This window comes from Mesorhizobium sp. B2-7-3 (assembly GCF_006440715.1).
GTDB lineage: Bacteria > Pseudomonadota > Alphaproteobacteria > Rhizobiales > Rhizobiaceae > Mesorhizobium > Mesorhizobium australicum.
In genome coordinates this window covers 483,523-497,831 of the sequence record NZ_VFTY01000004.1, presented here as the reverse complement: position 1 = coordinate 497,831, position 14,309 = coordinate 483,523, and the positions used below count along the sequence as shown (strand labels likewise).

12 protein-coding genes and 1 pseudogene are annotated in these 14,309 nt (G+C 62.5%); all 13 read right to left on the bottom strand.

Annotated elements, in window-relative coordinates:
• Positions 1 to 81 precede the first annotated feature (81 nt).
• On the bottom strand, positions 82 to 921 hold the full coding sequence (locus tag FJW04_RS12515; RefSeq protein WP_140615078.1) for an alkaline phosphatase family protein: 840 nt from the start codon (positions 919 to 921) through the stop codon (positions 82 to 84).
• 83 nt (positions 922 to 1,004) lie between these two features.
• Positions 1,005 to 2,591 (bottom strand): ABC transporter substrate-binding protein, encoded by a 1,587-nt coding sequence (locus FJW04_RS12510; RefSeq protein WP_140714392.1) that lies wholly within the window; start codon positions 2,589 to 2,591, stop codon positions 1,005 to 1,007.
• Between the two features lie 222 nt (positions 2,592 to 2,813).
• Positions 2,814 to 4,469, bottom strand: coding sequence for an ABC transporter ATP-binding protein (locus FJW04_RS12505; protein WP_140714441.1), 1,656 nt, complete (start codon positions 4,467 to 4,469; stop codon positions 2,814 to 2,816).
• Positions 4,469 to 5,293, bottom strand: a complete 825-nt coding sequence (locus FJW04_RS12500) for an ABC transporter permease (protein WP_015314327.1) — start codon at positions 5,291 to 5,293, stop codon at positions 4,469 to 4,471. The genes FJW04_RS12505 and FJW04_RS12500 overlap by 1 nt, the downstream gene beginning before the upstream one ends.
• A 10-nt stretch (positions 5,294 to 5,303) precedes the next feature.
• Positions 5,304 to 6,263 (bottom strand): ABC transporter permease, encoded by a 960-nt coding sequence (locus FJW04_RS12495; RefSeq protein ID WP_015314326.1) that lies wholly within the window; start codon positions 6,261 to 6,263, stop codon positions 5,304 to 5,306.
• A 16-nt stretch (positions 6,264 to 6,279) separates the two neighbouring features.
• Positions 6,280 to 7,866, bottom strand: a complete 1,587-nt coding sequence (locus FJW04_RS12490) for an ABC transporter substrate-binding protein (RefSeq protein ID WP_015314325.1) — start codon at positions 7,864 to 7,866, stop codon at positions 6,280 to 6,282.
• A 154-nt stretch (positions 7,867 to 8,020) separates the two neighbouring features.
• The gene (locus FJW04_RS12485) at positions 8,021 to 10,006 is read right to left on the bottom strand and encodes a CocE/NonD family hydrolase (protein ID WP_140714390.1); all 1,986 of its coding nucleotides are present in this window, start codon (positions 10,004 to 10,006) and stop codon (positions 8,021 to 8,023) included.
• Positions 10,007 to 10,085: 79 nt separating this feature from the next.
• On the bottom strand, positions 10,086 to 10,442 hold the full coding sequence (locus FJW04_RS12480) for a type II toxin-antitoxin system MqsA family antitoxin (protein WP_246673797.1): 357 nt from the start codon (positions 10,440 to 10,442) through the stop codon (positions 10,086 to 10,088).
• A gap of 65 nt (positions 10,443 to 10,507) precedes the next feature.
• A pseudogene (locus FJW04_RS12475) lies at positions 10,508 to 10,786 on the bottom strand (type II toxin-antitoxin system MqsR family toxin); the annotation flags it as partial.
• A gap of 84 nt (positions 10,787 to 10,870) precedes the next feature.
• Entirely contained in the window at positions 10,871 to 11,464 is a 594-nt protein-coding gene (locus FJW04_RS12470; RefSeq protein WP_140714386.1) for a nucleoside deaminase, read from the bottom strand.
• The gene (locus FJW04_RS12465; protein WP_140714384.1) at positions 11,464 to 11,967 is read right to left on the bottom strand and encodes an ureidoglycolate lyase; all 504 of its coding nucleotides are present in this window, start codon (positions 11,965 to 11,967) and stop codon (positions 11,464 to 11,466) included. Before FJW04_RS12465 ends, FJW04_RS12470 begins: the two co-directional genes overlap by 1 nt.
• Positions 11,964 to 12,827 (bottom strand): bifunctional allantoicase/(S)-ureidoglycine aminohydrolase, encoded by an 864-nt coding sequence (locus FJW04_RS12460; RefSeq protein ID WP_140714382.1) that lies wholly within the window; start codon positions 12,825 to 12,827, stop codon positions 11,964 to 11,966. The genes FJW04_RS12465 and FJW04_RS12460 overlap by 4 nt, the downstream gene beginning before the upstream one ends.
• A 10-nt stretch (positions 12,828 to 12,837) precedes the next feature.
• Entirely contained in the window at positions 12,838 to 14,256 is a 1,419-nt protein-coding gene (gene puuE, locus FJW04_RS12455) for an allantoinase PuuE (RefSeq protein ID WP_015314319.1), read from the bottom strand.
• Positions 14,257 to 14,309: the final 53 nt, after the last annotated feature.

Genomic DNA, 14,309 nt, shown 5'->3' with positions numbered 1-14,309 from the left:
GGCGGTTGCCAGAGCATCCCTTCGCCCCGTTTAGGGGGAGAAGGTGCCGGCAGGCGGATGCGGGAGGCGCCAGCCGCCCGATCAGGTGAGAAAAGCCTTCGCCTTCATCGTCGCCGGCACCGGCACGCCCAGCCGGCTCAACACCGTTGGCGCCAGTTGCAACTGGTCGAGCAGCGTGTCGGCTTCCGGCCCTTTGCCTTGTCCGAAATAATACAGTGCGAAATCCTGCATCTCGTCGTCATGGCCGCCATGGTGACCGCGGTCGGTCTGGCCATGGTCGGCGGTGACCATGACCTCATAGCCGGCTTCGATCCAGCCCGGCAGGAAGGCCGCCAGCATGCCGTCCATGGCGTAGCAGGCATGGTCCATCTCGTGGCAGTCGTGACCGAAGCGATGGCCCATCGAGTCCAGCGTGCAGGTGTGCAGGATGCCGTAGTCAATGCCGTGGCGCCGGGTGAGCATGGTCAGCGTCGCGAACAGGTCGACATCGCTCGGCGTCATCTGGTTCTTGAGATTATAGCCGGTCATGGTGTGGAAGCGGCCATGCGTGATCGGTCCGCCGGGCTCGTCATATTCCATGTCCTCGACGAGGTCGAAGGGATAGGAACGGAAGAATTCAGACCAGTAGGAATGGGTAACCGCGCCGGTCCTGCCGCCGGCCTTGCTGACTTCCGAGAAGATATCGGGCTGTCCGACGCGAAACCGGTTTTCGTTGGACAGGATCCCGTGCACCTGCGGCGAAACGCCGGTGTGGATCGAGGCATAGCAGCAGGCCGAGGTCGACGGCAGCACCGAGCGCATCTTCCACACCCGCGCCTCGCCCGATTGCACCCAACCCTCGAGATTGCCCATCAGCCGGCGCCAGTTGCGGTAGGGAACGCCATCGAGGATGATCAGCAGAAGCTTGGATTGGATCGCCACCGGTTGCTCCACGCGATTGTCTGTTGAAACGAGCGCGCCGCGTGTCGTTCGGACACGCGGCGCTTTTCAATATGAGACAGATGTCAGGCGTTCAGCCAGCATTCTCCCAGCGCGTACCCATCCATCATTTCGCCGATCGGGTTCTTGACCCATCCGCTGATCTTGTTGGTGGCGGCCGCGTCGATGAACTGGTTGAAGAAGGGCACGATCAGGCCCCCTTCGTCGCGCATCATGACCGCCATGTCGTGGTAGATCGCCTTGCGCTTGTCCTGGTCGAGCTCGCCGCGCGCGGTGAACAGCATCTTGTCGAATCCCGGCCGCTTGAAGCGCGTGTCGTTCCAGTCGGCTGTCGAGACGTAACCGGTGGAATACATCTGGTCCTGCGTGGCGCGGCCGCCCCAATAGGAGAGCGAGAAGGGCTTCTTGTTCCACACCTCGGACCAGTAGCCATCGCCGGGCTCGCGCTTGATCTCGATCTTGATCCCGGCTTTGGCCGCACTCTGCTGATAGAGCTGGGCGGCGTCGACGGCGCCGGGGAAGGCGACATCGGAGGTACGCAGCAGGACCGAGCCGCTATGGCCCGACTTCTTGTAGAGGGCGGCGGCTTTTTCCGGATCGAATTTGCGCTGCTCGATGGCGGTAAACAGCGGGTAGGCTTCGTTGATCGGGAAGTCGTTGCCCACCGAGCCGTAGCCGCGCAGAATCTTCTCCAGCATTTCCTCGCGGTCCATGGCGAGCTTGAGCGCCATACGCAGATCGTTGCTGTCGAAGGGTGCGGTGTCGCAGAACATGTTGAACGGGTAGTAGCCCTTGCCAGACACGTTCTCGATACTTACGCCGGCAATGCGCTTGACCAGATCGACAACCTTCGGCTCGACGCGGTTGATCATGTGGACCTGACCACCCTGGAGGGCAGCGAGACGCGCCGTCGCGTCATTGATGACGACGATCTCGACCTGGTCGGCATGGCCGGCCTTGTCGCCCTGCCAGTAGTTGGCAAAGCGTTCGCCGCCATGGCGCACGCCCGGCTGGTTGACGGTGACCTTGTAGGGACCGGCGCTGATGCCGGCATTCGGGTTGTCCTTGCCGCCATTCGGCTGGATGACGAGATGGTAGTCGGCCATCAGATAGGGGAAGTCGGCGTCTGCATCGCCGAGCGTGACGATCACTTCCTTGCCGCTCGCCTTGACGCCCTTGATGTTCTTGAGGATACCGAGCGCGCCCGACTTCGACTTCTCGTCGGCATGGCGCTCGATGGTGGCGGCAACGTCTTCGGCGTTTACCGTCTTGCCATTGTGGAATTCGATGCCGTCACGGACCTTGATCGTCCACGTCTTGGCGTCCTTGGAAGCGCCGATGTCTTCGGCGATCAGGTTTACCAGCTTGTTGTCTGGGGTTAACCGGGCAAGATACTCGCCCCACTGCTTGCTGAAACTGTAGGTGACCTGGCTGAGGTTCAGGGCAGGGTCGAGGCTGTTGGTCGATTCACCGCCCTGCAGGCCGGCCTTGATGATGCCGCCCTTGACCGGGCTCTGCGCGAAGGCCCTCCCGGCCAGCGTCGTTGCCAGCGCGGCGGACACGCCGAGCGCCGCGGTGCGGCCAAGAAAGTCGCGACGCGATATCCGGCCCTGGCCAGCGAGATCGGCGAGATGATCGAGTTCAGTCTTCATGTCCTACCCCTTGTTGAAAACAACGCCGCACCAGTGGCGCCCGTCCAAAGGACGTGTGGCGCCCTAGTGTTGCATGCGGATGACGGCCGCCATCTCCCCTGGTTGGCGGATCGGCGGGTGCCTAGAGCAATTCCAGGAAAAGTGTGAACGGCTTTCCATCCGGAATTGCATAAAAACAAAGAGATAGAGCAGTTCACCGTTCCCGTGAAACCGTGAACTGCGCTAGTTCCCGGCGCTGGCCATGCGCCGCCCCTTGATCGCCTTTTCCAGCCAGCCGATCTCCATCTCCGGGACCGATGACAAGAGAAGGTCGGTGTAGTCATCGAAGGGGGGCGTCAGCACCTTGCTCTTCGAACCATAGCGCACCACCTCGCCGCGATACATCACAGCGATCGAATCGGCGATCGACTTCACCGTCGCCAGATCGTGGGTGATGAACAGATAGGCGACGTTCTCCTCCTTCTGCAGTTCAAGCAGAAGCTTCAGGATGCCGTGCGCCACCAAGGGGTCAAGCGCCGAGGTCACCTCGTCACAAATGATCAGCTTGGGTTTTGCCGCGAGCGAGCGGGCGATGCAAACACGCTGTTTCTGGCCGCCGGAAAGCTCGGCCGGGTAACGGTCGACAAAGCCCTTGCCCATTTCGATCTTGTCGAGCAGTTCGGCGACGCGGGCATCGCGCTGTTTGCCGCGCATGCCGAAATAGAACTCGAGCGGCCGGCCGATGATGGTGCCGACGGTCTGGCGCGGGTTCATCGCCACGTCGGCCATCTGATAGATCATCTGCAGCTGGCGCAAATCCTCCTTCGGCCGGTCGGCAAGCCGGTTGGCCAACGGGCGTCCGTCGAACGTGACGGTGCCCTGCTCGGGTGGCAAAAGTCCGGTTATGGCGCGCGCCAGCGTCGATTTTCCGGAGCCGGATTCGCCAACCACGGCCAATGTCTGGCCGGGGTAGATATCGACCGAGACGTTCTTCAGCACCTTGACCTGGCCGCCGCCATAGGCAGCGGTGACGTTCTTGACAGACAGGAACGGCGTGGTGCCGGGGTTCTGCTCGGCATGTTCGATCTCGTGCACCGAAACCAGGGCGTTGGTGTATTCCTGGCGCGGTTCCTTGATGATCTGGCGGGTGCCGCCCCATTCGACCAGCCGGCCGTGGCGCAGCACCATGATCTCGTCCGAGACTTGGGCAACGACGGCCAAATCGTGCGTGATATAGAGCGCCGCCACATGGGTGTCGCGGATGGCGTCCTTGATCGCCGCCAGCACGTCGATCTGCGTCGTCACGTCGAGTGCCGTCGTCGGTTCGTCGAAGACGATCAGGTCAGGCTCCGAGCACAGCGCCATAGCCGTCATGACGCGCTGCAGCTGGCCGCCTGACACCTGGTGCGGAAAGCGTTCGCCGATGGCTTCCGGGTTCGGCAGGCTGAGCTTCTTGAACAGCGCGATCGCGCGTTTCTCGGCCTCCGCCCGTGTCGCCGTCCCGTGCAGCAGCGTGGCTTCCACCACCTGGTCCATCAGCCTGTGCGCCGGGTTGAAAGCGGCCGCCGCCGACTGCGCGACATAGCAGACCTCGCGGCCACGCAGCTTGCGGAAACCTTCCTTGCCGCCCTTCAGGATGTCGCGGCCGTTGAGCAGCACCTCGCCGCCGGTGATGCGCACGCCGCCACGGCCATAGCCCATGGACGACAGGCCGATGGTCGACTTGCCGGCTCCGGATTCGCCGATCAGGCCGAGCACCTTGCCCTTCTCCAGCGTCAGCGAGACGTCGTGCACGAGCACGATATTCTTCGGCGCCTCACCTGGCGGATAGACCGTCGCCTCGATGCGCAAATTGCGGATATCGAGCAGAGGGGTGGACTTTGCCTTCACGTCGGCCATCATCCGCGTCCTCCCTTCAGGCTTGTCGTGCGGTTCAGCACCCAGTCGGCCACAAGATTGACCGAGATCGCCAGTGCTGCGATCGCGGCCGCGGGAATGAGCGCGGCGCCTATGCCGAACACGATGCCGTCCTTGTTCTCCTTCACCATGCCGCCCCAGTCGGCGTCCGGCGGCTGCACGCCGAGGCCGAGAAAGGACAACGTCGACAGGAACAGCACCGCATAGATGAAGCGCAGGCCGAGCTCGGAGATCAGCGGCGACAGCGCGTTGGGCAGGATTTCGCGGAAAATGATCCAGGCGCTGCCTTCGCCGCGCAGCTTGGCGGCCTCGACATAGTCCATGACGTTGATATCGACGGCGACCGCGCGCGACAGGCGATAGACGCGCGTCGAGTCGAGAATGCCCATCACCAGGATCAGCGTCACCAGGTTGGTTGGCAGCACCGAGAGTACCACCAGGCCCATGATCAGTGTCGGGATCGACATCAGGAGATCGACGAGGCGCGACAGGATCGTATCGAACCAGCCGCCGAACACGGCCGCCGAAAAGCCAAGTATGGCGCCGAGCGAGAACGACAGCGCGGTGGCCAGCACGGCGATAAACAAGGTGATGCGGGCGCCATAGATCATCCGGGACAGCAAATCGCGGCCGAGATTGTCGGTGCCCAGCCAATGCGCCGCCGATATCGGCTCCCAGACATCGCCGACAATTTCGGCATTGTCATGCGGTGAGATCCAGGGCGCGAAGATCGCCGCCAGCACGAACAGTGCCGTCAGGACGATGCCGATCAGCGCGGGGATGGGGATGCGTTTGATATCGAGCATATCAGCCCCCCTATTTCGGATGGCGGAGACGCGGATTGGCGACGATCGCCGCTATGTCCGCGATGATGTTGAGACTGATGTAGACGGCGGCGAAGATCAGGCCGACGGCCTGTACCACCGGTACGTCACGCTTGGTGACGTGATCGACGAGATATTGTCCCATGCCGGGATAGACGAAAATCACCTCGACCACGACGACCCCGACAATGAGATAGGCGAGGTTGAGCATGACGACGTTGATGATCGGCGCGATGGCATTGGGGAAGGCGTGCTTGCGGATGACGTTGAACGCCGACAGGCCTTTCAGTTCCGCCGTCTCGACATAGGCCGACTGCATGACATTGAGGATCGCCGCTCGCGTCATGCGCATCATGTGGGCGAGCACCACCAGTGTCAGCGCCGTCGCCGGCAGCGCGATCGCCTGCATCCGCTCACCGAAGGGCATGCCTTCGTAGACGGTCGAGATGCCGGGAAAGATCTGCCACTTCACGGCGAAGAAATAGACCAGCACATAGCCGATGAAGAATTCGGGGAAGGAGGTCGAGGCCAGTGCCAGCCCGGAGATCAGCTTGTCGACCCAGCCATTGCGGTAGCGCACCGCGATCAGGCCCAGGATGATGGCCAGCGGTACGGCCACGATCGCCGCCCAGAAGGCGAGGAACAGTGTGTTCCACAGGCGCGACTTGATCGAGGTTGCGATATCCTGCCCGCTCGACATCGCCGTGCCGAGGTCGCCGGTCAAGACGCCGCCGAGCCAGTGGAAATACCTGACATAGGCGGGGTCGTTCAGCCCGAGCTGCTCACGCAGATTGGCGAGCGATTCCGGCGTCGCGGATTGTCCCAGAATGGCTTGCGCGACATCGCCTGGCAGAATCTGCGTGCCGGCGAAGATCAGGACCGAGATGGCCAACAGAAGGAGGATGCCCAGCGCAATGCGCTGGGCAATGAGTTTCAGGATGGGTGAAGACATCTCTGCAAAGCCGGACTCAGGCCTGCAGCCAGCACTTCGCCAGGGCGTAGCCGTTCATCAGTTCCTGGTGCGGATCATCCACCCAGCCATCGACCTTGGCGCCGGTGGCGTCGATGAACTGGTTGAACATCGGCAGGATCAGGCCGCCATCGTCGCGGACCATGACAGCCATGTCATGGTACATCTGCTTGCGCTTGGCCTCGTCGAGTTCGGCGCGCGCCGCCAGCACCATCTTGTCGAAATCCGGGCGCTTGAAACGCGTGTCGTTCCAGTCTGCCGTCGACAGATAGGCGGTCGAATACATCTGGTCCTGCGTCGAGCGGCCGCCCCAGTAGGAGGCGCAGAAGGGCTGCTTGTTCCAGACCTCGTTCCAGTAGCCGTCGCCGGGCTCTCGCTTGAGCTCGATCTTGATGCCGGCCTTGGCCGCGCTCTGCTGGAACAACTGGGACGCATCGACGGCGCCGGGGAAAGCCACGTCCGAGGTCCTGAGCAGAACGGTGCCGTCATGGCCTGATTTCTTGTAGTGGAACTTGGCCTTGTCGGGATCGTACTTGCGCTGCTCGATCTCGCTGAACAGCGGATAGGACGCGTTGATCGGGAAGTCGTTGCCGAGCGAGCCGTAGCCGCGCAGCACCTTGGTCAGCATCTCCTCGCGGTCGATCGCCAGCTTCAGCGCCATCCTGAGGTCGTTGTTGTCGAACGGCGCCGTGTTGCAATGCATGATGAACACGTAGTGGCCGGGACCGGCGTGGTTGCGGATGGTCACGCCCGGCACGCGCTTGATCAGGTCGACGATCTTCGGCTCGACGCGGTTGATCATGTTGACCTGGCCGCCCTGCAGCGCTGCCGTGCGGGCGGTCGCGTCATTGATGACGATGACCTCGATCTGGTCGGCATGGCCCATCTTGTCGCCCTGCCAGTAATTGGCGAAGCGCTCGCCGCCATGGCGCACGCCAGGCTCGTTGGTCTTGACCACGTATGGCCCTGCCGAGATGCCGGCATCGGGCTTGTCCTTGCCGCCATTGGGCTGGACGATCAGGTGATAGTCGCTGAGCAAATAGGGAAGGTCGGCATTGGCCTCCTTCAGCGTCAGCACCACTTCCTTGCCGCTGGCCTTGATGGTGTCGATGCCCTTCATGTAGCCGAGCGCGCCGGATTTCGACTTCTCGTCCGAATGGCGCTCCAGCGTGGCGGCCACGTCCTCCGCGGTCACGGTCTTGCCGTTGTGGAATTCGACGCCGTCGCGAATCTTCAGCGTCCAGGTCTTGGCGTCCTTGGACGAGCCGATGTCTTCAGCGATGCGGTTCTCGAGCTTGCCTTCCGGCGACAGCTCGACGATCATTTCGCCCCAGCACTTGCCGAAGGCGAACGGCACCTGCGTCATCATCAGCGCCGGGTCGAGGCTGTTGGTGGATTCACCGCCGACCAGGCCGGCCTTCAGCGTACCGCCCTTGACCGGACCCGCTGCGCGCGCCGCGCTCGAAAGCAGCGCGTTGGCGAAGGGTGCGGCGATGCCAAGCGCTGCCGCCCGGCCGAGAAAATCACGACGGCTCAGTTTGCCGGACGCAACGCGCCGGCTAAGGAATTCCAGTTCGTTTGACATTTGAGTTCCTCACTCTGTTGGTTCGACTCTGCGGTCGATTTTCTTGCTTCTTGTTAAAGGGAATAATGACCGCAAGGGAAAGCGGGAAGCAAGACCGAATGCGACATGCCGTGGCGTAAATCGCACGTCGCATTTGGATCAATGATTTCAACGCTCAAACAAGCGCACGCGGGACCTTTTCGTCGAAATCGCGCTCGAAGACGAGTTTTTCGCCCTCATAGGCTTCGATTCGGGCGCTGACGATGAAGTTTTGCGTGTCCGACCACATCTGCGCCCATGTCTCGGTACGGACCGACCATCCATTTCGCGACAGGGTCTGCGTCCAGTGTGTTTTTCCCGAGGCTGACAGGGGATCGTCAGGTTGGATGGTCCAGGTTTCGCGGGCAATGCTGCCGTTGACCAGTCCGTGGTCGAGATCGCGCACTTCGCCGAAGTCGTCCGTTATCGACAGCGTGACAATCCCGGTCTTTTCGTCGCGGTCGACATGGCGTTCGGAATTGGCGGGCCGAACCGTCTCGGTCGCCCACGGCGTAGCACCTTCCGGCTCGGCGAAAACGGCTTCGTCGCCTGTTGCCAGCAGGCGCAACGGCACCGATAGCGTGGCCGCCGACACGGTCAGTCGTACCGGCTCGGGCGAGGGCCAGATAGCGGGCCAGTAGGCGGTCGAAACGGCGACGCGCAGACGATGGCCGGCCGGCACACGGTAGGCGCATTGATCGAGCACGACACGGACCGAAACCGTCTCCCCGGGGACCAGCGCCTCGGGGAATTCATGCGAGCTGCGGTGCGTCAGATTGAGCACGCCATAGGAGATCAGTTCCGAGGCGCCGTCGGGATGCACGTCGCAGAGCCGGACAGCGATGTTGGCCTGGGGCCGATCCGAGGCAAGCTGGACCTCAAGCTCCGGCGCGCCGACGATCTCGATCGGCTTGGTGAGCTCAGGCTGGTCGAAACAGGCCGACAGCCCATCATCAGGACGCTGATCGCCCGGCAGTTCCGGTCCGAAGGTGAACGGAAAGTATTCGCCGCCGGCAAGCCCACAGGTTTGCGGCGAAGCGACGCTTGAAGGCCCTGCACCCGGAGCCATGAGCTCGAGCGCTTCAATCGTTATGTTGGACGATGGCCACTCCTGCTCGGCTATCCAGCGGCCGGGCCGCTCCGGATGCCAGCGCGCGGGACGCACGCTGTCCATCACATAGGCGCGGTAGTCGGGATCGGCCTCGACGCCGGTCTCGGCGCCCTTCAGCCAGCGGTCCCACCAGCGCAGCGCTTCCTGGAGGAAGCCGATGGCTGGCTTGGGGCCGGCATAGTGCGGGTATTTGTGGATCCACGGTCCGACGATGCCCTTGACCGGGGCCTCGATGTTGGTGACGAGGTGCGAGATCGTGTTGCGGTAGCCGTCGTGCCAGCCGCCGATCGACAGCACAGCCGCCTTGACCGCCGAAAAATCCTCGCAAATCGAACCGCGCTTCCAATAGCCGTCGCGATGCTGGTGGCTGAGCCACAGCGGCGCCATGAAGGCCAGGTTCTCCAGCCGGGTCATCCAGAGGTCGCGCCATCTGTTGTCGCCGGCAATCAGCGGATCCGGCGGCCGCGACGAATAGGACAGCATGGTCGAGGCCCAGCCGAAATTTTCGTTCAAAAGGCAGCCGCCCTTGTAGTGGATGTCGTCGGCATAGCGGTCGACGGTCGAGCACAGGCTGATCACCGCCTTGAGCGCCGGCGGCTGTTTGGCCGCCACCTGCAGGCAGTTGAAGCCGCCCCAGGAAATACCCATCATGCCGACATTGCCGTTGCACCAGGGCTGGGCCGCCGCCCAGGCGATGACATCGCAGGCGTCCTGCAGTTCCTGCTCGGAATATTCGTCGTCCATCAGCCCTTCGGAATCGCCATTGCCGCGCATGTCGACGCGGATCGAGGCATAGCCGTGGCCGGCGAAATAGGGATGGGTAAGCTGATCGCGAAAGATCGTGCCGTCGCGCTTGCGGTAGGGTAGGTGTTCGAGGATGGCAGGCACCGGATCGTCGCCCGCGTCCTCCGGCATCCACACCCGAGCCGACAGCCGGCAGCCATCGGGCATGACGATGCCCATATCGGGAAATTCGACGACCTTGCGGGGAAATTCGGTGATGATTTTCATGGCAGGCATAACGCTCCGCGGCACGAGAACTTTCAATCGCCATTCGCGACTGGAGCAGCGAAATATGCGACCTGTGCCGCTACCGCAATTCGTCGAGCAGTTCGGGATGTTTCTCCAGCAATGTCATCAATTGAACGGTCGGGCCACTCGGTTCGATCAAGCCTCTTTCATACTTGTCGAAGGCGTTCTCGCCGACCTTGAACAAGGATCCGGCCTCGCGCTGCGACAGCTTGAGCTTCGTGCGCATGCGGCGGATGGTTGACGGGGCCGGCACGCCGTCGATCTTCTCCTTGAGCGCGCGCAACCCGGCATCAACGGCGGCCATGTCGTCGCCGACATGCACACCCTCGCCATCCGATAGAGGATAGTAGCCGGGCAGGTCGACGATCATGCTCTCGCCCTTATAGGTCACGGTGAATGGACGGACTCCGCGCATCAACGTTTCTCCGGTTTCGGGGGAGACCATCCTATTCGTTTCACTGCTCTCCCTTGTCGCCATGGTCATGTCTCCTTGAATGACATGATCGTGAATTCGGTCACGACATCCGCCTGGAATTTCACATAGAGAAGCATGTCACGCGCTGGCACGTGATAGACATCCTGCCACACTCGATGATCCGCGAAAGTCGTCATCGACTTTACAAACATCTTCCGCGTCGTGCTGTCGATCACCTCGATCAAACCGGCGCGATCGAAGCCCAGCCCAACAGCATCCCGCAGTGCGGACGTTGTGATCGCCAGCGTGTCGACAGACCCAAATGTCGTCTTGATTGCATCAAGATCGTAAGTGGGTCAGCGTTTATCCATAATCCAGTATGCCCCCATAAAGGGGGTAACACAAGCGGCGATTGTTGAGACGGAAGCTCAGTTCAGCGGAATGTCGTTCTCAGCCTTGCTCGCCTGGTAGTCGCCCGACAATTCGTCGTAGCGCGCCGAGATTTTCCCGATCCGCTCCTCCAGCCGCTGGCGTTCGGCCCCGGCCAGCGCCCTCACCAACCTGCGGATCGAAAAACTTTTCCAATAGGCGTTCTCGGCATTGTAGCCGCCGGGGTCGAGGGTGAAGACCTCTTTCAGAATTTTGAGATCATGCGGGATGGCAAAACTGTCACGCGAATCCTCGTGGCTGAACAAATAGTAGAAGTTGTCAAAGCCGGCCCAGGTGATCGCCGACAGGCAGAGCGAGCAGGGCTCGTGTGTGGCGAGAAAGATGGCGTCCTTGGTGTCGACGCGCTCGGCCCTGGGCATCTCGTAAAAGCGCTTCAGGCAATGCACCTCGCCATGCCAGAGCGGGTTTTCCATCTCGTTGTTGGTCTCGGCCAGTACCAGCGAATAGTTGTCCTTGCGCAGGATCGCCGCGCCGAACAGCTTGTTGCCGTGGGCGACGCCTTCTGCCGTCTTCGGCACGATGTCGTGCTCGATGACGTCGAGCAGGCGGTCGATCAGCGAGATGTCGGTCATCACAAGCTCTCGTCGGGGAGGTGGATTTCGTAGGCGTGCGAGAAGTGGAATTCCTCGAGGTTGGAGCCGTCGCCGCCACGGTCGACGATCAAAAAGTCCTGAGGCTCTCCGAGCGGCGTCAGCACGCCGTGCCAGAGATTGCGGAAATAGTTGATGCCTTGCCCCGGTGCGGTGACGAAGGCATGGGGCTCGCCAGGCCCGTCCTTGCCGTCAGGGCAGACGACGACCAGGAACGGACGCGGCGACAGCGGGATGAAGGCCTGGCTGCCCAAGGGGTGGCGCTCCACCATGGTCAGCTTCAGCGGCATATCATAGGGCGTGCCGCGCACCATCGAGATCAGCACGCGCGCATTCGGCCCCATGGCTTGCGCGGTGGCGAGGTCATGGTAGCGCTCTGCCTTGCCGCCATTGATCGGATAGTGGTTGTCGCCGCCCATGTCGATGACATCGCCGAATTCGGCAAAGGCCCCACGGGTCAGCGGCCGCGCGACAATGCGGCTCATGACGTCCGCTTCGCGATGCCGGCCCCGCCGAGCTTGGCGTGCCGATTGACGTCCTTGTAGAGCAGATAGCGGAATTTGCCGGGGCCGCCGGCATAGCAGGCCTGCGGGCAGAAGGCGCGCAGCCACATATAGTCGCCCGCCTCGACCTCGACCCAGTCCTGGTTGAGCCGATAGACAGCCTTGCCTTCGAGCACATAGAGCCCGTGTTCCATGACATGCGTCTCGGCGAACGGAATGACCGCGCCCGGCTCGAGCGTGACGATGGTCATGTGCATGTCATGGCGCAGATCGGCGGGATCGACGAACCGCGTCGTTGCCCAGCGGCCCTCGGTGCCGGGCATCGGCGTCGGCGCGATCTCCTGTTCGTTGGTGAAGAAGGCTTGCGGAATCTCGAGGCCATCGACGACCTCATAAGCCTTGCGTATCCAGTGGAAGCGGACAGCCGCCTTGCCTTCGTTGCGGACTGTCCAGCCGCTGGCCGGCGGCAGGAAGGCAAAACCGCCGGGGCGCAACACATGTTTCATGCCGTCGAGCAGAACCGTCAGTTCGCCCTCGACCACGAACAGGGCGCCTTCGGCGCTGGCATCGGGCTCCGGCCGCTCGCTGCCGCCGCCTGGCGCGACCTCGACGATGTATTGCGAAAACGTCTCGGCGAAGCCGGACAGCGGCCGCGACAGGATCCAGACACGGGTCTTGTCCCAGAACGGCAGGGCGCTGGTGACGATGTCCTGCATCACGCCCTTGGGGATGACCGCATAGGCTTCGGTGAAGACGGCGCGGCCGGTCAGAAGTTCGCTCTGGCCGGAATGGCCGCCCTTTGGGGCATAATAGGTTCGCTCGGGCATCCTGATCGTATCCATGGGTTCAAACCTATTGTGGAAGCATGTCCTTGAGGCGCAGCAGCGCGATACGCTCGACCTGTTTGCAGGCGGTTTCGAATTCGACGCCGCGGCTGTTGCCGATGCGGGCCTCGAATTCGGCGAGGATTTCCTCCTTTGTCTTGCCTTTCACCGCGATGATGAAGGGAAAGCCGAAGGTGGTGACGTAGGCGGCGTTGAGCTTGGAGAACAGTTCGCGTTCCTTGTCGGTCAGCGCGTCGAGACCGGCGGAAGCCTGTTCCCTGGTCGATTCCGCCGTCAGTCGCCTGGCCTTGGCCAGCTTGCCGGCGAGGTCGGGATGGGCGTTGAGCACGCCGAGCCGTTCGGTCTCACTGGCGGAACGGAAGATGCGGCAAAGCGCATTGTGGAGGCCGCCCGCCGTGTCGTGCGCCGGGCCGAGCTCCAGCTCGTAGGCCCGCTCGGCGATCCAGGGCGAATGTTCGAAAACGCCGCCGAAGCTGTGAACGAACGTCTCGAATTCCATCTTCGAGGGGCGTAGCGCGGCCGGCTGATAGGGGTGGTTTTCCTGCCAGTGCTTGGCGATGTCAATACGCCGCGCCAGCCAGACCTTGTCGTGCGATTTAACATAATCGACGAAGCGTTTCAGCGCCGCCACCCGGCCCGGCCGCCCGACCAGGCGGCAATGCAGGCCGATGTTCATCATGCGCGGCCGGCCGGCCTTGCCCTCGGCATAGAGCGTATCGAAACTGTCCTTCAAATACGCAAAGAACTGGTCGCCCGAGTTGAAGCCTTGCGGTGTGGCAAAGCGCATGTCGTTGGCGTCGAGCGTATAGGGGATGATAAGCTGCGTGCCGTCCTCATGCTCGAACCAGTAGGGCAGCTCGTCGTCATAGGTGTCCGAGACGTAGTCGAAGCCGCCTTCCTCCGCCACCAGCCGCACCGTGTTGATCGATGTGCGGCCCGTATACCAGCCGGTCGGGCGCTGGCCGGTCACCTCGTAGTGCAGCTTGATCGCCGCTTCGAGGTCGCGGCGCTCGTCCTCGGCGTCGTGGTCGCGGTAGTCGATCCATCTCAACCCGTGCGAGGCGATTTCCCAGCCGGCTTCCTGCATCGCCGTGACCTGGTCGGGTGAGCGCGCGAGCGCCGTGGCGACGCCATAGCAGGTGACGGGCACTTGCTCTTCGCTGAACAGGCGCAGCAGCCGCCAGAAGCCGGCCCGCGCCCCATACTCGTAGATCGATTCCATGTTCCAGTGGCGCTGGCCCACCCAGGGCGCCGCGCCGACGATCTCGGACAGGAAGGCTTCAGAAGCCTTGTCGCCGTGGAGCACGCAGTTCTCGCCGCCCTCTTCGTAGTTGACGACGAACTGCACGGCGACATGCGCGCCGCCAGGCCATTTCGGATCCGGCGGATTGGCTCCGTAGCCACGCATGTCCCTGCTGTAACGCATCGTCCCTCCGCGCCCGGCATCACCGGAAGTATGATCAGGATATCGAAAGGGTG